This is a genomic window from Agromyces salentinus (assembly GCF_009749395.1).
In the GTDB taxonomy this organism is placed as follows: Bacteria; Actinomycetota; Actinomycetes; order Actinomycetales; family Microbacteriaceae; genus Agromyces; species Agromyces salentinus.
In genome coordinates, this window is record NZ_WBIR01000014.1 from 63,586 (window position 1) to 82,470 (window position 18,885).

The 18,885-nt window shown below is 72.4% G+C and carries 17 protein-coding genes; 6 read left to right on the forward strand and 11 right to left on the reverse strand.

Features of this window, described 5'->3' with window-relative positions:
• Positions 1–5: 5 nt before the first annotated feature.
• Both GQQ95_RS13360 and GQQ95_RS13365 read right to left on the reverse strand, forming a co-directional pair.
• Positions 6–1,211 carry an LLM class flavin-dependent oxidoreductase gene (locus GQQ95_RS13360; protein ID WP_157428164.1) on the reverse strand — a complete coding sequence of 402 codons (1,206 nt, stop codon included), beginning with the start codon at positions 1,209–1,211 and terminating at the stop codon, positions 6–8.
• A gap of 163 nt (positions 1,212–1,374) precedes the next feature.
• Positions 1,375–3,030: a M20/M25/M40 family metallo-hydrolase gene (locus GQQ95_RS13365; protein WP_157428165.1), complete on the reverse strand. Its 1,656-nt coding sequence runs from the start codon at positions 3,028–3,030 to the stop codon at positions 1,375–1,377.
• Between the two features lie 181 nt (positions 3,031–3,211).
• On the opposite strand from GQQ95_RS13365, the gene GQQ95_RS13370 reads away from it, so the two are divergent.
• Entirely contained in the window at positions 3,212–3,598 is a 387-nt protein-coding gene (locus GQQ95_RS13370; protein ID WP_157428166.1) for a thioredoxin family protein, read from the forward strand.
• Between the two features lie 43 nt (positions 3,599–3,641).
• Here the strand turns inward: GQQ95_RS13370 and GQQ95_RS13375 are convergent, their stop codons facing one another.
• From GQQ95_RS13375 to GQQ95_RS13385, 3 genes are all read right to left on the reverse strand, one after another.
• A complete protein-coding gene (locus GQQ95_RS13375; protein WP_157428167.1) occupies positions 3,642–4,253 on the reverse strand; it encodes a hypothetical protein in 612 nt (203 codons plus the stop codon).
• A gap of 132 nt (positions 4,254–4,385) precedes the next feature.
• Entirely contained in the window at positions 4,386–5,288 is a 903-nt protein-coding gene (locus GQQ95_RS13380; protein WP_157428168.1) for an LLM class flavin-dependent oxidoreductase, read from the reverse strand.
• A 10-nt stretch (positions 5,289–5,298) separates the two neighbouring features.
• Positions 5,299–6,387, reverse strand: coding sequence for an EamA family transporter (locus tag GQQ95_RS13385; protein ID WP_157428169.1), 1,089 nt, complete (start codon positions 6,385–6,387; stop codon positions 5,299–5,301).
• A gap of 94 nt (positions 6,388–6,481) precedes the next feature.
• Here GQQ95_RS13385 and GQQ95_RS13390 point away from each other — a divergent pair, with 94 nt between their 5' ends.
• Positions 6,482–7,096 (forward strand): CGNR zinc finger domain-containing protein, encoded by a 615-nt coding sequence (locus GQQ95_RS13390; protein WP_157428170.1) that lies wholly within the window; start codon positions 6,482–6,484, stop codon positions 7,094–7,096.
• Between the two features lie 13 nt (positions 7,097–7,109).
• Here the strand turns inward: GQQ95_RS13390 and GQQ95_RS13395 are convergent, their stop codons facing one another.
• Entirely contained in the window at positions 7,110–7,838 is a 729-nt protein-coding gene (locus GQQ95_RS13395; protein ID WP_157428171.1) for an HNH endonuclease family protein, read from the reverse strand.
• A 123-nt stretch (positions 7,839–7,961) separates the two neighbouring features.
• Here GQQ95_RS13395 and chrA point away from each other — a divergent pair, with 123 nt between their 5' ends.
• Positions 7,962–9,179 carry a chromate efflux transporter gene (gene chrA, locus GQQ95_RS13400; RefSeq protein WP_246205496.1) on the forward strand — a complete coding sequence of 406 codons (1,218 nt, stop codon included), beginning with the start codon at positions 7,962–7,964 and terminating at the stop codon, positions 9,177–9,179.
• 3 nt (positions 9,180–9,182) lie between these two features.
• Here chrA and GQQ95_RS13405 read toward each other — a convergent pair whose 3' ends face one another.
• Positions 9,183–9,815, reverse strand: a complete 633-nt coding sequence (locus GQQ95_RS13405) for a uracil-DNA glycosylase family protein (RefSeq protein ID WP_246205498.1) — start codon at positions 9,813–9,815, stop codon at positions 9,183–9,185.
• 29 nt (positions 9,816–9,844) lie between these two features.
• On the opposite strand from GQQ95_RS13405, the gene GQQ95_RS13410 reads away from it, so the two are divergent.
• Positions 9,845–12,853, forward strand: coding sequence for a hypothetical protein (locus GQQ95_RS13410; protein WP_157428174.1), 3,009 nt, complete (start codon positions 9,845–9,847; stop codon positions 12,851–12,853).
• Positions 12,854–12,985: 132 nt separating this feature from the next.
• On the opposite strand, the gene rpsO is transcribed toward GQQ95_RS13410, so the two are convergent.
• Positions 12,986–13,255 carry a 30S ribosomal protein S15 gene (gene rpsO, locus GQQ95_RS13415; protein WP_157428175.1) on the reverse strand — a complete coding sequence of 90 codons (270 nt, stop codon included), beginning with the start codon at positions 13,253–13,255 and terminating at the stop codon, positions 12,986–12,988.
• A gap of 311 nt (positions 13,256–13,566) precedes the next feature.
• Here rpsO and GQQ95_RS13420 point away from each other — a divergent pair, with 311 nt between their 5' ends.
• Positions 13,567–14,745 (forward strand): DUF4190 domain-containing protein, encoded by a 1,179-nt coding sequence (locus tag GQQ95_RS13420; protein ID WP_157428176.1) that lies wholly within the window; start codon positions 13,567–13,569, stop codon positions 14,743–14,745.
• 35 nt (positions 14,746–14,780) lie between these two features.
• Here the strand turns inward: GQQ95_RS13420 and GQQ95_RS13425 are convergent, their stop codons facing one another.
• The 3 genes from GQQ95_RS13425 to GQQ95_RS13435 all read right to left on the reverse strand — a co-directional run bounded on the left by GQQ95_RS13425 (position 14,781) and on the right by GQQ95_RS13435 (position 17,740).
• Complete coding sequence (locus GQQ95_RS13425) at positions 14,781–15,905, reverse strand: CPBP family intramembrane glutamic endopeptidase (protein ID WP_157428177.1); 1,125 nt, start codon at positions 15,903–15,905, stop codon at positions 14,781–14,783.
• A gap of 83 nt (positions 15,906–15,988) precedes the next feature.
• Entirely contained in the window at positions 15,989–16,840 is an 852-nt protein-coding gene (locus GQQ95_RS13430) for a CPBP family intramembrane glutamic endopeptidase (RefSeq protein ID WP_425482579.1), read from the reverse strand.
• 9 nt (positions 16,841–16,849) lie between these two features.
• Entirely contained in the window at positions 16,850–17,740 is an 891-nt protein-coding gene (locus GQQ95_RS13435) for a hypothetical protein (RefSeq protein WP_157428178.1), read from the reverse strand.
• Positions 17,741–17,813: 73 nt separating this feature from the next.
• Here GQQ95_RS13435 and GQQ95_RS13440 point away from each other — a divergent pair, with 73 nt between their 5' ends.
• On the forward strand, positions 17,814–18,869 hold the full coding sequence (locus GQQ95_RS13440; RefSeq protein ID WP_157428179.1) for a M4 family metallopeptidase: 1,056 nt from the start codon (positions 17,814–17,816) through the stop codon (positions 18,867–18,869).
• Positions 18,870–18,885: the final 16 nt, after the last annotated feature.

The following is an 18,885-nucleotide window of genomic DNA, read 5'->3' on the forward strand; positions in this document are numbered from 1 at the left end:
GGCTCCTAACGGGTTGCGGCCGGGCCGAAGGCCGAGCCGGTCGTGACGCGGGCGGGGGCGGCGTCCTGGTAGGGCGAGGGTCCGGCGAGGTTGTCGCCGCGGTTCGCGTTGGGCGTCGCCTGGCGCGGCGCCTGGTCGCCGTACTTCGCGGCGACGAGCGAGGCGTGGGTCGGGGCATCCGGGACCTCGGCCGGGCGGTCCTTGGCGAACTCGCGCCGCAGCACGGGCACGACCTCCTCGCCGAGCAGGTCGAGCTGCTCGAGCACGGTCTTCAGCGGGAGTCCGGCGTGGTCGATCAGCCAGAGCTGACGCTGGTAGTCGCCGACGTAGTCGCGGAACCCGAGGGTGCGGTCGATGACCTCCTGCGGGCTGCCCACGGTGAGCGGGGTCTGCTGCGTGAAGTCCTCGAGGCTCGGGCCGTGTCCGTAGACGGGCGCGTTGTCGAAGTAGGGGCGGAAGTCGCGCACCGCGTCCTGCGAGTTCCTGCGCATGAAGACCTGGCCGCCGAGGCCGACGATCGCCTGCGCGGCCGTGCCGTGGCCGTGGTGCTCGAAGCGCTGGCGGTAGAGGGCGATCATGCGCTGCGTGTGCGATGCGGGCCAGAAGATGTGGTTGGCGAAGAACCCGTCGCCGTACGAGGCGGCCTGCTCGGCGACCTCGGGGGTGCGGATCGAGCCGTGCCAGACGAACGGGGGCACGCCGTCCAGCGGACGCGGCGTCGAGGTGAAGCCCTGGAGGGGCGTCCGGAACCGGCCCTGCCAGTCGACGACGTCCTCGCGCCAGAGGCGGTGGAGCAGCTCGTAGTTCTCCATGGCGAGCGGCAGGCCCTGGCGGATGTCCTTGCCGAACCACGGGTACACGGGACCGGTGTTGCCGCGGCCGAGCATGACGTCGGCGCGACCGCCGGAGACGTGCTGGAGCATCGCGAAGTCCTCGGCGATCTTCACCGGGTCGTTCGTGGTGATGAGCGTGGTGGCGGTCGAGAGCTGCAGCGTCGAGGTCTGCCCGGCGATGTAGGCGAGGGTCGTCGTGGGCGATGAGGACCAGAAGGGCGGGTTGTGGTGCTCGCCGAGGGCGAAGACGTCGAGGCCGACCTCTTCCGCGTGCTTGGCGATCGTGAGCGTCGCCTGGATCCGCTCGGCCTCGGTCGGGGTGCGGCCGGTCGTCGGATCCTGGGTGATGTCGCTGACGGTGAAGATTCCGAATTGCATGGCGCCCCTCCTGGGTGGTCCTACTGATTCTGCAAGTATATGCATTTGCATACATCGGGTCCAACGGATGCCCCACGCATCGTATTCCCGCGAATCAGGATCGGTTCCGACGACGAAGCGGGGGCGCCCGAAGGCACCCCCGCTCGTGTGGTTCCGCCGTGGATCAGGCCGCGTCGCGCGGGCCGTGGTCGTGGCCGTGGTCGGGCGCGAGCCCGCCGCCGCCCGGCAGGTTGACCGTGCCCTCGGGGCCGGCCGGAGCCGGCAGCGACAGGCCGCCGGGAACCGGCACGCCCGCCACGCCGTTGACCGACTCGGTCGAGTAGGCGTAGGCCAGCACCGCGAGGGCGATCGCGTCGACGTTCACGTCGAAGGCGTGCTCGTCGATGTTGTCGATGTCGTCGCAGGCCTGGTGGTAGCACTGGTCGTACGACTCACCGGCGATGCCGCCCCAGATGTCCGCCTGCTCCGGGGTCTTGACGACCTCGGCTCCGGTGAACAGGCCTCCCGCGGGGATGCCGTTCAGGATGAAGGCCTCGTAGTCGCTGCGACCGCTGAACTGGGCGTCGTCATACGGCTCGCCCACCATCGTGTAGTAGCTCTCGAAGAGGTCCTCGATCTGCACCGACCCCTCGGGGATCGGCACGCCCTCCGGCGCTGCCCAGCCGGACTCGTCGCCGTCGTACGCCATGAAGATGTAGTTCGGCGAGGCGACCATGTCGAAGTTGAGGTAGAGCGCGATGCGGTCCTTCTCGGCCTGGCTGAGCCCGTCGACGTACGCCGCGGATCCGAGCAGTCCGTCCTCCTCGGCGCCCCACCATGCGAGGCGGACCGTGTTCTGCGGCTTCAGCTTCTCGAGGTTCTCGGCGATCTCGAGCAGGGCGGCCGAACCGCTGCCGTTGTCGTTGATGCCGGGGCCCGCCTGCACGGAGTCGAGATGCGCACCGGCCATCACGACGTTGTCGTCGTTGACGCCGGTCTTCTCGGCGATCACGTTCTTCTGCGGACGCTGCTCGGGCGCCGGGACGAAGACGTTCGCCGTCGAACCGGAGGCCGCGAGTGCGACGCCCTGCTGGAAGCTGGCGCCGACGATCGGGATCGTGTGGGAGACGGGCGAGCCGTCGGTCCGCGATGACGCGTCGGCCACGATGAGGGCCTCACGGTCGGGAGTGTTGCCCTGGTTGAAGATGATCACCGCCGTTGCGCCCGCCAGGCCGGCGAAGTACGCCTTGTCGCCGAAGTTGCAGCTGCCTCGTTGCACGAGCGCGATCGACCCCGCCGGGAAGCCGGTGAAGTCGGAGGCCTCGCACCCGCTGGTGCTCGCCCGATCGCCGACCAGGTTGATGTCGACCGGGACCACGTTGCCCGTGACGTCGCCCGAGCCGCTGCCGGAGAAGGCGCCGGTCGGGTACTCCTCGTTGACGGGCGTGAGCTGGGTCAGCGTCGACGCACCGATGAAGGTGTAGTCGAACTCGTCGATCGTGACGTCCCAGCCGGCATCCTCGAGGACGCCGACGACGTAGTCGACGCTGGCCTCGTAGCCCGGCAGGCCGGCGGCCCGGTTGCCGCCGTTCTCGTCGGCGATGGCCTGGAACGCGTCGAGGTGCTCGGTGGCGCCGTCGGCGTCGACGCACTGGAGGAGCTTGGAGATCGTGTTGTTGTTGCGGTTGTCGCACTTGGCGGCCGGACTCGCCTTGGCACCGCCGTTGCCGTTGCCGCCGGCCATGGCGGCCCCGGTCGGTACGAGGACGAGGGCGGCCGCGGCGGTGGCCGCGATCGCGATGGTCCGGATGTCCCTTGATCGTGGTGTTGATCGTCGCATCATGTTCCTTTCCGCACGGGCGTCACCGTTGGCACCCGTTTGGGGGGAAAGCATAGGTGGGCGGCGCGGAGGAGGGAAGGGGCGCCAACGACGTCGCCGCGGCAGACGCATGAATCATGCGCCCAGCCCGCTCGCAGCGAACATCGGGTGAGCGTGGAGCGCGAGAACGTACGCTGGACGCATGGCTACCGTTGCACTGACCGTGGAGAACTTCGAGCAGACCATCCTCGAGGGCGGCACCGTCTTCGTGGATTTCTGGGCCGGCTGGTGCGGCCCGTGCCTGCAGTTCGCGCCGAACTACGAGGCCGCCTCCGAGGCGAACCCCGACCTCGTCTTCGCGAAGGTCGACACCGAGGACCAGCAGCAGCTCGCCGCCGCGATGAACATCACCTCGATCCCGACGATCATGGCGTTCAAGGACGGCATCGGCGTCTTCGCGCAGGCCGGCGCCCTCCCCCGCCCCGTCTTCGACGACCTCGTCTCGCAGGTGCGCGCGCTCGACATGGACCAGGTGCGTGCGCAGATCGCGGCCGAGCAGTCGGTCGACTCCGAGGCCACCGCTTCCTGATCCGGCGGATGCCGCGGGCCGCGGCCTGCGGCACCCCGATCGTTCAGGCCGACGCGAGCACCTCGTCGAGCCCGCTCACGTCGAGGTCGACGCCGAACGGCCGCGAGGCCCCGGTGACGAGCGCCGGGACGCGAACGTAGACCCCTGCGGCGCGCAGTTCGTCGAGCCGGTCGAGGAACGGCTCTGCCGCGGCATCCGCGATGAATCCCGCATGACGCGGCCGATCGCCGCCGACGAGCTGCACGCCCACGCGGTAACGGCGCGAGAGCCAGCGGCTGGATCGCGGCACCAGCACCGCGTGCTGCTCGGCCCCGCCGTGGATGCGCGCGAGGTCGATCGCCGGCTGGTGGCGGTTCGCCTCGGCCACGGGAAGCACCGAGCGCACCTCGCGCGCGCGGCGGGGCGCGTCGACGAGCTCGATGCCGTCGAGGGTCGAGAGGTCGCCCCACCGGTCGGGGTTCGAGGCGTCGCGGTGCCCGCGCACGAGGCTCGTGACGAGCCAGGCGAGGGTCGCCAGGAGCAGCGCGGTGTAGGGCCAGAACAGCCACGGCGACGAGGTCGGGCGCACGAGCCCCGTGAACATCAGGAGCGCGATCAGCACGAGGAACGGGGCCGGCTCCCACGCGGTCAGCGGCTTCGAGCGGGGTGCGGGCATGGATGTCAGGCTATCGCGCGGCTCGTTGCCCTCCGAACACGACGGGCACGGCATCCGCTCGACGGGCGCGACCTCCGCGCGGCATCCGTTCGACGGGCGCGACCTCGCGCGGCATCCGCTCGGCTCGCCGGCTCAGCGCAGTGCGGGCAGGCGCGAGGCGACCTCGTCGAGGACGGCGCGATCGCCCGCGTAGATGCCGTGCTCGCGCGGCCAGTGCGCGACCACGTCGGTGAAGCCGAGCTCGGCCGCGCGCCCGACGGCGTCCTCGAAGGCGCCGACGCTCGTGAGCGAGTAACGCGCCGACGAGTCGAGCAGCAGGGTGCGCGGCATCTCGGCGGCGTCGCGACCGGCTGCGGCGCAGGCGTCCTCGAACCGGCGCGACAGCACCCCGGCGTACGCCCACCATTCCTCGGTGTCGTCGACGGAGCCGGCCGTGGTGACCCATCCCTCGCCCACCCGGACGGCGAGCGCCATCGCCTTCGGCCCGTCGGCGGCGATGTGCAGGGGCATCCGCGGGGACTGCGCGGGCGCGCCCACCATGCGGGCGTTCACCGCCCGGTACCACTCGCCGTCGAAGGAGATGCCGGGAGCCTCGGATGCCGCCGCCGCCGGATCCTCGAAGCGGAGGAGCACGTCGAGGGCCTCGGTGAACTCGGCGAACCGGTCGAAGCGCTCGCGCGGGCTCAGTTGCTCGTCGCCGAGCACGAAGGCGTCGAAGCCCGTGCCGCCCGACCCGATGCCGAGCAGCATGCGTCCGCCGGAGATCTGGTCGACCGTGGCGATGTCCTTCGCGAACGGCACCGGATGGCGGTAGTTCGGCGAGGCGACGAACGTGCCGAGCCGGATGCGTTCGGTGACCATGGCGGCCGCGGTGAGCGTCGGCACGGTCGCGTGCCAGCGCTCGCCGGCGAGGTCGCGCCAGGAGAGGTGGTCGTAGGTCCAGGCGTGATCGAAGCCGTACTCCTCGGCGCCGCGCCAGAGGGCCGCGGCCTCGGGCCAGTCGACCTGGGGCAGGATGCAGATTCCGAAACGCATGGTGTGGAGTCTAGATCGCGGGCCGGGCGGCGGCGCGCGAGGTCGCGGCGCCGGACCCGGGCTCGGGCTCGGGCTCCGGCTCGGGATCGGGATCGGCATCGGGATCGACCCGGCCCGCGTCGGACCGGTGGTCGACGGGCATGGGCTCGGCCCCGAGCGGGAGGTCGGCCGCCATGGCGGGCGCGACTCCGGCGGCGGGACGTTCGAAGCGCACGAGCACGATGCCGCCGAGGATCAGCAGGCCGCCGAGCAGTTGCACGGGGCCGATCGCCTCGCCGAGGAGCACCCAGGCGACGACACCGGCGAAGACCACTTCCGAGAGGCCGAGGAAGGAGGCGAGGCGGGTTCCGAGGATCTGGATCGCCTGGATGCCCGAGACGTAGGCGAAGGCCGTCGAGACCGCGCCGACCGTGAGGACGGGCACCCACCAGGGCGCCGTGGCCCCGAAGAAGGCGACCTCGCCGAAGCGGGCCTCGAACGGCACGAGGCCGATCGCGAGCGAGAGGCCGAGCACGAGGCATCCGATGAAGAGCCCGACCGCGGCGAGCGCGATCGGGGGGATGCCCGTGTCGGTCCGTTCCCCGAGCACGTAGTAGACGGCGACGCCGATCATCGCGATCGCGGCGAAGGCGATGCCGACGGGGTCGAGCGCGCCGCCGCCGGTCGGGCCGATGACGAGCACGAGGCCCGTGATGGCGACGACGGAGCCGGCGAGCACGACGACCTGCGGCATGTGCCGCGTGCGCATCCAGGCGAGCGCGACGAGCGCCACGGGCGCGAGGTACTCGATGAGCAGCGCGGTGCTCACGGGGATGCGCGAGATCGACATGTAGAAGGCGAGCTGGACGCCCGCGACCGCGATCACCGAGTAGACGAGCACGGTCCACTTCGCCCGCCAGAGGGGCCGCAGGTCGAACTTCAGGGCGATGAGCCCCGGCAGGAGGAGGAGCGCCGCACCCACGAGCACGCGGAAGAACACGGCCGCGCCCGGCGACCAGCCGGACTCGAGCAGCGGCTTGACGATCGCGCCGCCGGCGCCGAAGGCGAGGCCGGACGCGAGGCCCAGCGCGATCCCGAGGATGCCGCGTGAGGTTCGCATGCCGACACCGTTCCGTTCGCTCGCGAGTCGGACCCCGTCATGCCCGAAACTCGTTATGCTCGTGACAGTACTCGTGCAACTCGTCAGGAGTCAAATGTTTTTCACCCATGACACGGAGTCGGCGCTCGCCTTCGTGGCCGCGCTCACGGACACGGTGCCCGACGCCTCGGATTCGGGCGACGACGAACTCCGCACGATCGCGCAGCTCGACTCGCTCATCGCCCATTGGCGGTACTCGGGTCGCCACGACCACGACGCGCGTGAGCTCGCCGAGGTGCGCGCCGCACGCGAGCGGCTGCGCACCCTGTGGCTGCTCGATCGCGACGCCGCAGCCGAAGCCGTCAACGACCTGCTCGCCGACGCCCGCGCCCTCCCCCGGCTCGTGCGGCACGACGACCTCGACTGGCACATCCACGCCACCGAGAACGACGAGCCGCTCGCCACCCGCATCCTCGTCGAGGCCGCGATGGCCTTCGTCGACGTCATCCGCTCCGACCAGATGGATCGCCTGCGGGTCTGCGATGCCGACGACTGCGAGAGCCTGTACGTCGACCTCTCGAAGAACGGCTCCCGCCGCTTCTGCACGAGCCGGTGCGGCAACCGCATGGCCGTGCGGGCCTATCGGGCCCGCGCCGATGCCGAGGACGCGGCAGCCGCCCAGGGTGCCGTGCGCGAAACGCGGCGAGCGGCGAGCGCGGGCCACCCCTAGGCGCGAACCACCCCTAGGCGCAGCCCGCCTCCACGCGCCGGATCGCGTCGAGGTCCTCGGGCGCGATCGTGAGCCCGTAGGCGACCAGCACCGCGGCGAAGCGGTCCACGTAGGTGCAGGCGAAGTCGGCGGACGGCGGCATCCATTCGGCGGGGCCGGAGTCCTGCTTCGACTGGTTCGTCGGACCGTCCACCGCGATCAGGTTCGCGGTGTCGTTCGCGAAGGCCTCGCGAACGTCGGCCGTCCATTCCGACGCCCCGTGCCGCCAGGCGTACGAGAGCGGCACGACGTGATCGATCTGCACCGCCTCGGACGTGTCGGGTCCGCGCACGAACGAGATGACGGTGTTCGTGTACGGGTCCGTGAGCGTGCCGGTGCGCACCACGCAGTCCGCGCTGTCGGCGCGGTACCGCACGTCGGCGAGGTCGCGCTTCAGCACGTCGTTGCGGGTGTCGCACCCGTTGCCGTCGACATCCAGCCATGCCTCGCCGAACAGGTCGCGGTCGTACCGGGAGGACGGGTTCCCCTCGGCGACGACGAGCGCCTCGAGGTCGGGGTCCGACACCGCCGGGGCCGTCGGCGACGTCGGGGTCCCCGGTCGGTCGAGACCGGGCAGGAGACCGCCGTCGGCGAGCGATCCGTCGCTTCCCGGGCCGTACAGGTACAGCCAGGCGCCGAAGGCCATCGCGAGGATGACGAGCGCGGGAAAGGTGGAACGGCGGGAGCGTCGGCGACGGGGCATCCGCTCATTCTCCCGTGGCGGCGGGCCTGCTCCCGACCGCGGGCCGTCGGGGACTCGGCGCCGGATGCCGCAGGTCGAGGCGGCGACCCCGACGCGTCACCCGGAGGGACTACGGTGTCCACCGTGACGACCGATCGGACCGCGGCGACCGACCGCGCAGGGGGCACCCCCGGCGAGGTGTTCCGCGCCTTCCTGAAGCTCGGCGTCACCTCGTTCGGCGGTCCGATCGCACATCTCGGGTACTTCCGCGACGAGCTCGTGACGCGTCGCCGGTGGGTCGGCGAGCGCGACTACGCCGAGCTCGTCGCGCTCAGCCAGTTCCTGCCGGGGCCCGCCTCGAGCCAGGTCGGGTTCGCCCTCGGCCTCCTCCGCGCCGGGCCGATGGGCGCGCTCGCCGCGTGGCTGGCCTTCACGCTGCCGTCGGCGGTCCTCATGGTCGCGTTCGCGTACGGCGCGCCGCTGCTCGGCGGCGTGCTCGGCAGCGGCGTGCTCGAGGGCCTGAAGATCGTCGCCGTGGCCATCGTCGCGCAGGCGGTGTGGGGCATGGCGCGGAGCCTCACCCCCGACCCGCGGCGCGCCGCGATCGCCGTGGGCGCGGCGACGCTCGTGCTCCTGCTCGCCGGCACGGCGGGCCAGCTCGCGGCGATCGTGCTCGGCGCGCTCGCCGGGCTCGTGCTCTGCCGGATGCCGGCCGAGCAGGCGCCGCCGCCGCTGCCGTTCGCGGTGTCCCGGCGCGCCGGCCTCGTCTCGCTCGCCGTGCTCGTCGCGCTGCTCGTGCTCCTGCCCGTCGCGGCCGCGGCGTTCGGTGGCCCGGTGCTCGACCTCGCCGACGGCTTCTTCCGGGCCGGCGCCCTGGTGTTCGGCGGCGGGCACGTCGTGCTGCCGCTGCTGCAGGCGGAGTTCGTCGGGACCCCGTGGCTGACCGCCGAGGAGTTCCTCGCCGGCTACGGGGCCGCGCAGGCGATGCCGGGGCCGCTGTTCACCTTCGCCGCGTACCTCGGGGCCCTGGCGGCCCCCGGAGCGGCGGGCCTTGTCACCGCCGCCATCGCGCTCGTGGCCGTGTTCCTGCCCGGGTTCCTGATCCTCATCGGCGTCCTGCCCTTCTGGAACGGGCTCCGGGTGCGGCCGGGGGCCCAGTCGCTCATGCGCGGCGCGAACGCGGCGGTGGTCGGAATCCTGGCCGCGGCCCTCTACGACCCGGTCTTCGTCACCGCCGTCGTCGACCCGGGGAGCTTCGCCCTCGCGCTGGCCTGCTTCGTGCTCCTCGTCTCCTGGCGCACGCCGCCATGGGCGGTCGTGATCGTCGGCGCGCTCGGCGGCGTGCTCCTCGCGATGACCTGAGGCTCAGGCCTCGGCGCCTCCGGTTCCGAGCGCCGCCGCGACCCGGCGTCGCAGGTCGGGCACGAGCTCCTCCTCGAACCAGGGATTGCGCTGGTGCCAGCCGACGTTGAGCGGCGACGGGTGCACGACGGGGATCACGTCGGGGCCGACCTCGCGCCACGCGCGCACGGTCTCGGTGAGCGTCGGCCGGCGGCGGTCGCCCAGGTGGAACCGTTGCGCGTGCGCACCGACGAGGATCGTGAGCTTTGGTCGCACCACCGAGAGGATGCGCGGATGCCACGCCTCGGCGATGCCGCGCCGTGGCGGGAGGTCGCCCGACGCGCCCTTGCCCGGGTAGTAGAAGTCCATCGGCACGATCGCGAAGCGCGACACGTCGTCGAACTCGGGCCTCGTGACCCCCAGCCAGCGCAGCAGCCGATCACCGCTGGCATCGTTGAAGGGGATGCCGCTCTCCTGCGCCCGGCGCCCGGGGGCCTGGCTGACGATGAGGACGCGGGAGGCGGGCGAACCGGTGATGAGCGGCCGCCAGCCCTGCGCGGTGTACGACGCGTTCGCGGGGTCCGCGGCGATCTCGTCGCGGAGCGCCGCGAACCGGTCCGGCTGCGTGCCGCGTCCGCGGCGGGCGGTGTCGTCCACGCTGACATCATCCCCCCTAGAATCGCCGGGTGACCCGACGCCCCCGCCGCGATGACGACGACGCGTCCGCGGCATCCGCACCGACCGCGACCGGGATCCCCGATGACGCGCTCCGCGAGGAGCGCCCGAGGCACACCCCGCTCTGGGCGCTGCTGTCCGGCTGGCTGCTCGGCCTGGAGGCGTGGCTGCGCTCGCACGGCGGACGAGGGCTGCGCCGCGGCATCCGCGTGGCCTGGGGGCTCGTGGCGCTCTGCGGCGTCATCCTCCTCGTCGGTCCGGTCATCAACCCGCCGATGACCCTCGAGGACATCACCTCGTCGGCCTCGAGTGCGACCGACGACTGGATCGCCCGCGAGTTCGCCGCCGACTACGACATCGCGCGGGACGACGAGGGGCGGCTGCGCGCCGACGTCGAAGAGCGCATCACGGCGAACTTCCCCGAGGACGTCGAGGCCACCGGCATCCGGCGCGTGCTCGCCAGCGAGTACCAGGGCCACTCGCTCGATCCGTCCTCGATCACGGCCACGCTCGACGGCGTGCCCGTCGACGCCGAGGTCAGCCGGGGGCCGACGCAGGTCACCGTGACCATCGACGGCGGCGAACCACTCGCCGGCGACCACGTCTTCGGGCTGGACTACCGGATGCGGGATCTCGCGTACGCCACGGTCGACGACGCGAGCGGGTCGACGGTCGACCTGCTCGAATGGGACGTCTTCGGCCCCTCGTGGCCGCAGGCGCTCGCCGGGCTCGACGTCGCGATCACCCTGCCCGACGACCTCGCCGACCGGCTCATCCGCGAACCGCGCGGCAGCCTCGCGTGGACGCTGGTCGGCGGCGGCGAATGGCTCGAGCCGGAGGAGGGCGGCCTGGCCGGGACCTCCACGTACCGCCTGATGAACGACCAGAACATCCCGCCGCACGCGCAGGCGTGGTTCACGATGAGCTTCGAGGCCGGCACCTTCGAGATGCCGCCGCCGTCGCCGCTGTTCATCGTGCAGTCGTTCGGGCCACTGCTGCCGCTCGCGCTGCTCGTGGTCGCCCTGCTGTTCGCGCTCGCGGCTCGCGCGGTGGCGTGGGCCGATGCCCGCGGCCGGCCGTGGTTCGTCGCGAGGCACGACCCTCCCGAGGTGACGCCGTCGATCGCGGCGCAGGTCCTCGGCGCACCGCGGGCCGTGGAGCTCGGCTCGGCACTGGCGGCCATCCCACGACGGACGCGGGCCAGTCCGGCCGAGCTGGCGCGTGCCCGGCTGCACGCCGCTCGCGCCGCACGCCGCGCCGGCCGCCTCGGGGACCTCCCCCGAGCGCTCACGCGGTACTGGTTCGGCGCCGATCATCGGCGGGTCGTCGCCGACGGCCTTCGCCGCGTGCCTGCCGGCTTCGTGCGCGACGCGTTCCTCGTCGCTCCCCCGGCGCTCGTGCTCGTGCAGTGGGGACTCGTGCGCCAGCTCTCGCACCAGGCGACGCTCGCCGTCGTCTGGTGGCCGGTCGCGTTCGTCGTCGCGTCGACGGTGATCGCGGCGGTCGTGATGTGGATCGCGTGGTCCTCGCGTCCGCTCACGCGCCGCGGAGCACTGGTCAAGCAGCACCTGCTCGGCATCGACGCCTCCGCGGACCGCACGCAGCTGCTCGACCGCGGGCCCTCGAACGATCCGGTTCTCCCGTACGCCGTGCTCGCCGCCGACGCACGTTCGGCCGGACGGCGGGTGGCCCTCCTGCTCGACGGGGAGATCGGCGACGCCTCGGCCGGGCGCGGGTGGCGCACGCCCGGTTACCTGAGCTGGCCCCGCCTCGTCGTGATCGGCGGATCCCTCCTCCTGCTGCCCGGCATGATCGCGATGATCGCGCTCGTGCCGAACCCGTACGAGCGCGGCATCCGCTACGCCGCCTTCGACCAGGATGTGCCCGGCACGCTGTGGACGAGCGTCGAGACGGCCGACATCGTCGGCGAGCTCTCCAGGTCGGGCGACGGGCGCGCCCAGCTCCACGTCACCGAGACGCTCGAGGTCGCCTTCGACGACTCGAGCGGCCGGGTTCCCCAGTTCGCCGACCAGTGGCGCAACCGCGTCGAGGGCCAGTCGCTCGACCTGCGCGTGGACGCGGTGCGCATCGACGGCGACGACGTGCCGTTCACGACCGAGCAGGTGCGCGACACCCTGCTCATGCACACGATGCTGACCGAGGTGCTCTCGGGCACCCGCGACGTCGTCGTCGAGTACACCTTGGGGTCGGCCGCCGTCGCGGCGACGGGCGACGAGGGCGGGTACGGCCGGGGACCGACCGTCGACCGGGTGCGCTGGGCGGCGCTGATCGAGAACTGGGACCTCGCCTCGTCCTGGCGCGACCACGACAGCCAGGAGTTCGCTCCCACCCGGCTCGAGTTCCGCGTCGCCGACGACCTGTACGCCCTCGCGACGCAGGCGGGCTGGATCACGCGCGACACCGACGCCGCCGAGGAGGTGCGCGACTGGCCCGAGACCGTCGTGCCGTTCGGCGCGGTCGACGAGACCGTCGCCGACCTCGAGCGGCACGGCGTCGAGGAGACGACCGACTCGTCCGACGGCGTCGTCATCGCGGCCATCGCCTTCGAGGACACCGAGTACGGCGTGCCGCTCGCCGTGGGCGTGGACGACCTCGGCGTTCGCCTGGACTTCCCGGCGGGCACCTTCGCCGGCCCCGACGAGGGCGCCTGGCGCACGTGGCAGGCGATCTCGGTGCTGCCGTTCGCCGCGACGCTCACGCTCGAGGTGCTCGCGATCCTCATCGGCGCGCTCGGCGTCCTCGCCGGCCTCGCGCGGGTGCCGGTAGCGTTCCGGCCGGGCGTGTTCCGCGACCTCGTCGTGTGGTTCGCCCCGCTGGCGACGCTCACCGCGGCCGTCGGGTTCTTCTGGCTCTGCGGCGACATGGTGCCCGAGCACCCGGTGCTCCCGGCACTCGGCCTGCCGCTCGTCGCGGCGATCGTCGCGGTCGTCGCCGCGCTCGTGCTGACAGCGCGCCGGCGGGCGGATCACGATGTCAGGGCGGCGCTCTCCCGGGCATGACGGCCCCGGGCATGACGGCCTGCGCATGACCGCCCGGGCATGACGAAGGCCCCCGGCCGGCTCGTGAGAGCGGGGCGGGGGCCTTCGCAAGAAGTTCGCGGTATCAGCGAGAGCCGCGTCGAGGAACGACGCTTAGCGGCGCAGACCGAGACGCTCGATGAGCTTGCGGTAGCGCGTGATCTCGACATCGGCGAGGTAGCCGAGGAGACGTCGACGCTGGCCGACGAGGAGGAGCAGGCCACGACGCGAGTGGTGGTCGTGCTTGTGCTCCTTCAGGTGCTCGGTGAGGTCCTTGATCCGCTTCGTGAGGAGCGCGATCTGGACCTCGGGGGATCCAGTGTCACCGGGGTGGGTCGCGTACTCTTCGATGATCGCCTTCTTGACGTCTGCTTCGAGTGCCATAGATGGGATCCCCTTTCTCGTCGTTGCGCGCTGCCCGGGGCCGGATGCCTGGGCTCTCTTGATGCGCGGCCGTTTCACGGCAACCTGACGAGTCTACCAGAGCGGATGCCCCGCGGCCGCCGGTGCTCGGATCCTCAGCCGAGCGGCCCCGTGCCGTGCCAAGGGCATCCACCGCCGTCGGGGGCGCGTCGTGGGGTCCGCATACGATACGTTCGCAGCATCCGCCGCCCTCGGAGCACGGCTCCCTGGCAGCGGAATCCGCCACCGCATTCGTCCCGGGCCGCACGCCGCGCCCGGAAGGGAGTACCGACGTGTCCGACTCGCCGACCGACCGCGACCGGCAGCCGACCGATCCCCCGCAGCCGCCGGCCATCCCGACGCCGGACCAGTTCGGGCTCGGCGAGCCCGCGGCCGGCCCGGTCGCGGCGGCCGGCGCCTCGGCCCCGCCCGTGCCGCCCGTTCCCCCGGCTCCGCCCGTTCCCCCGGTCCCGCCGTACGGCCCGGCGGCGACCGGGCAGGTTCCGAAAGCGCCGCCGGCGCCGCCCACGCCGTACGGCGCGCCCGCCGCTCCCGCGTACGGCGCTCCCGCCGCACCCGCGTACGGCGCTCCCGCAGCACCCGCCTACGGCGCCCCCGCAGCACCCGTCGCCGCGCCGATGCAGCCGCCGCCCTACGGCCTTCCAGGAGCGGCGACCGCCGAACCGCGCAACACGCTCGGCCTCATCGCCCTCATCGTCGGCATCGTCGCGCTCGTGCTCGCGGCGATCCCGTTCGTGACCTTCATCGCCTGGCTGCCCGCCCTCGCTGCCGTGGGCCTCGGCATCGCGGCGCTCGTCGGCAAGCGCTCGAAGCGCAAGGGTCAGGGCGTGACCGGCCTGATCCTCGGCGTCGTCGCGTTCCTCCTGTCGATCGTCATGAGCATCCTCTCCGTGACGTGGGCCATCACGTCCTCGATCGACGCCGCCAACCAGTACTCCGGCACCGACGAGTCGATCGAGGGCAGCTACGCCGGCGACCTCGAACTGGTCACGGGCTCCGCCTCGGGCACGGTCACCGACCCGTTCCCCATCGGCGAGACCGTCGAGCTGACCGACGGCGGCGAACCGTACTACTCGGTCACGCTCGGCGAACCCGACTTCGACGCCGACGCCCTCGTGGCGGCCGAGTACGAGTACAACGACGTGGCTCCAGAGGGCTCGTCCTACGTCATCGTCCCGGTGACCGTCCAGTTCCACGGCGACACCGTCGTGCCCGAGGCGACCTCGACACCGTGGAGCGAGGTCCGCGTCTCGTTCGCGACCGCCGACGGCGGCGTGATCGAGGAGGACTACGCCCTGATCCCCGAGGCGTTCTTCGACCTCCCCGACCTCGAGGCGGGCGAGAGCGCGACCGGCAACATGGCGTTCGTCATCCCCGACGCATCCGCCGAGGCCGGCACCTGGCTGGTGGACGTCGGCTGGATGGTCCAGTACCACGTCGCGGCCCAGTAGGCCCACCCCCGTAGCCCGAGCCTCGCCGGCAGCCGCTACATGCCCGGCGCCGGTGCGGGTTCCCGCGCCTCGGCCATGGTCAGCCCCGGCGTCGCCTGCTTCCAGAGCTGGCGGGTGAGCACCAGCGCGAGGATCACGAGGGCGAGGAGCATCCAGCCGGGCCAGCCCAGCACGGTGCCCCACGGCCCGACGGGCAGGTCGTCGGCGTCGACGAAGATGAGCCACTGGGCGGTGGCCGTGTTGATGGCGCCGTGCGCGACGACCGCGGGCCACACCGACGCCGAGCGCAGGCGCAGCCACCCGATGACGACCCCCGTCAGCACGCAGAACACCACCATCGCGAGCACCCCGAGCAGGTCGGTGCGCTGGTAGTTGTAGCCGAGCAGGATGATCGGCGAGTGCCAGAGCCCCCAGACCACGCCGGTCAGCAGGAGCGCCGGAAGCGTGCCGAGCGGCCGAAGGGAGGGCAGCAGCCAGCCGCGCCAGCCGATCTCCTCGCCGAAGGCGGCGATGCTGTTCACGACCGTCACGAGCGGCAGCGTCACGAGGGTGATGAGCACGACCGTGCCGGGGTCGATCGGCACGGCGCCGGTTCCCTCGAACGCCGCCGTGATGCCGCTCAGGCCGGCGAAGTCGAGGCGGACGAGCCCCATGGCCTGTCCCAGCAGCATCGCGAGGAAGGGCAGCACGGTGAACAGGACGAAGGCGATCGCGATGAAGAGCCACGTGCGGCCGGCCGGGCGCATCGGCGAGAGGCCGAGGTAGCGCGGAATGCTCGCGGGCCGCCGCACCCACAGCACGACGACGAGCGTCGCGAGGGCGGGCGTGTACATGAGCACGAGCGCGAGCAGGCCGAAGAGGGGGTCGGCGAGCCCCTCGCCGCTCAGCCACACGGGAAGCACGACGAGCCAGCCGGCGCCGACCGCGATGGCCGTGAACACGGCGACGGCCGCCCACGGCACGCGGTCGGGGAAGATCGGCCCACGCTCGGCGTTCTTCGCGCGCTGGCGCTCGGCGGCGCTGATCGGCGCAGCAGCGGATGCCGGCGGCGCCGCCGGCATCGGCGCTGCGGGGGCGGGCGGTGGCGTCGGCCCCTGCCGGGCCGTGGCGCCAGGCGGCACCCATGCGTCGTTCCGTGCGGGTCTGACCTCGTCGCTCATGACTCCATGCCATCACTCCGGGAGGGTCGGGCGGATCCCCCGCAGTGCGGATTCCTCCGCTCCGTCGAGCGACGGATGCGGCGCTACGGCGCGAGCAGGAAGATCGCCGGCCAGCCGGTGTGCGCGTAGACGATCACGGCGAACACCACGGCGTCGAAGAGCATGTGCACCACGAACACGTACAGGAGCGACTGCGTGAGCTTGAACGTGTAGCCCTGGATGAGCGCGAACGGGATCGTCAGCAGCGGGCCCCACGACTGGTAGCCGAGTTCCCAGAGGAAGGACACGAACACGATCGCCTGCAGGAGGTTCGCCTGCCACGACGGGAAGTGCCGGCGCAGCAGCACGAAGACCGTGCAGATGAAGAACAGCTCGTCCCACGTGCCGACGGCGGCGACGCCGACGAACAGGCGCGCGATCGTGTCGGGCTCGGTCACCGTCGGCCAGTTCTGGTAGACCCCCGAGGTGATGAAGTAGAACGGCAGGATCAGCCAGCCGGCGAGGGTCACGAAGATCAGGTAGAGCCACTGCGTCCGGTTCCAGCGCCGCCCGGTGCGCCACGGGAAGCGGATGACGTGCTCGCGGTAGACGTACCTCGAGATCAGGTACGGCACGAGCACCGCGAGTCCGAGCACGACCGCGAAGCGCACCATGCCCGCATCGGAGAGGTCCGCCTTCAGCGACACCGTCGAGATGATGACCTGGCCGACCGCGATGAGCGCGAGGTCGGCGAGCAGGCGCTCGGTGCGCCCGGAGCGGTCGCAGAGCCACGCGACGACGAGCCCGACGGCGAGCATCGCGTACCCCGCGAGCGGCACCATGAACCCGAAGAGCAGCACGGCGGCGCCGCAGACGAGGAGCGCCGGCAGGAGCGCGATCGGATGCGTCCGCAGCGCGGCGACGTCGGCGGCGTCGGCGACGGTCGTGTGCGGCACGGCAGCCCCCTACTCGTCGTCGGCGAGTTGGCCGCGACGCGACGCCTCGGCCCAGCGGGAGAGGAAGCGCGCGCCCGCCTCGTCGTGGATCAGCTCGCCCGCGGTCAGCACCGGGTACGACGTCGCCGGGATGCCCTCGGCCGGGCGCACGTCGACGTGGCGCACGGACTCGCCGCGTTCGGCGAGCCAGTCGGCCATGCGGTAGTCGCCGCGCGAGTCGCCCATCGTGCGCCAGTTCCGGGGCCGGATGCCGCGCTCGTCGAGCAGCGCGACGGCGCGCTCCGCGCCGAGGTCCTTGCCGAGGCGCACGGACTCGACGTCGGTCGAGATGATCGTGGGATCGATGCGCCACTGCACGCGCCCCGCGGCATCCGGTCGCTCGTCGTCCTCACGCACCGTGCCGAATCCGCGCGAGGCGAGCGCCTCGTGGGCGTGGGCGTCGAACCGCGGCTGCGCGCGGAGGTAGTCGTCGGATGCCACGTGCACGTGCTGCTCGACCGAGACCATGGCGCGCTTGGTGTCGTCGAAGAACCCGAACTCGTCGAAGTGCTCGGCGACGTAGGCGCGCATGTCGGCGGCGAAGTCGGCGGGCATCGCGAGGTCGAGGTCGACGAACACCTCGCCGAGCCCCTGCCGGCCGATCTCCGCCCAGACGGCGCCCTTCTCGCAGATCGCCCAGACCGGCGCGCCGGGCTGCAGGCCGGCGGCGAGGAGCGGCGGCACGACCTGTTCGGCGATGAACGCGTCCGACCGCCCCGTGTTGAAGATGACGGGATTGCGCGCGTTCGCGAGCTCCGCGAGGTCGCGGGCGATCGAGTCGATCGCGATCGAGCGGGTCACGGGGCTCGCGATGGGACCGTCGACGTCGAGGAGGAGGCCGAGGAGCGGGGTTGAGGTCACCACTCCAGCCTATTCGCGCGGCGCGGCCCGCGCGCCGCCCGCCGATGTCGGCAGTGGATGCGAGCATCGACGCATGCCGACGATCGTTCCGCCCTACCTGCTCGACCGCATCGCGGAGTCCGCCGATCCGCGGTTCCCGCTCGCGGCCGAGGCCGCGCGGCGAGCGCTGCTCCGTCTCCCGCCGGCACGCCTGCCGCTCATCGTGCCCGATGCGCCCGACCAGCCGAGCGCCCTGCCCGATGCGCCGTCGCAGCCCGACCGGCGCATCTCCGACGCCGAGGGCCGCGAGACGCTGCCCGGCCGGCTCGTGCGCCGAGAGGGCGAGCGCGCCACGGGCGACGAGGCCGTCGACGACGCCTACGACGGTCTCGGCGACACGCATCGGCTCTTCGATCGCGTCTTCGGCCGCGACTCGATCGACGGCGCCGGCATGCCGCTCGAGGCCACGGTGCACTTCGGCCGCGCCTACGACAACGCCTTCTGGGACGGCGAGCGCATGGTCTTCGGCGACGGCGACGGCGAGATCTTCACCGGGTTCACCGACTCGCTGAGCGTCATCGGGCACGAGCTCGCGCACGGCGTGACCGAGCACACCGCCCGCCTGCGGTACCAGGGCCAGTCGGGCGCGCTCAACGAGCACGTCTCCGACGCGTTCGGCGCGCTCGTCGAGCAGTACGCGCTCGGCCAGGACGCCACCGCGGCGACCTGGCTCATCGGCGAGGGCATCTTCACCGACGCGGTGCAGGGTCGGGCACTCCGCTCCATGCTCGAGCCCGGCACGGCCTACGACGACGACGTGCTCGGCCGCGACCCGCAGCCCGCGCACATGCGCGACTACATCGAGACGAGGGAGGACAACGGCGGGGTGCACCTGAACTCGGGCATCCCGAACCGGGCGTTCGCCCTCGCCGCGCGGCAGATCGACGGCTTCGCCTGGGAGAGCGTGGGGCGCATCTGGTACGACACGCTCACCTCCGGGCGCCTGGGCGAAAACGCCACGTTCGAGCAGTTCGCGGCCGAGACGCTGCGGCAGGCCGAGCTCCGGTTCGGTCCCGATTCGCTCGAGCTCCGCGCCGTCCGCGAGGGCTGGCAGGAGGTCGGCGTCGCGGTCGAGGGCGCGCAGGGGTGACGCAGCAGGGGTAACG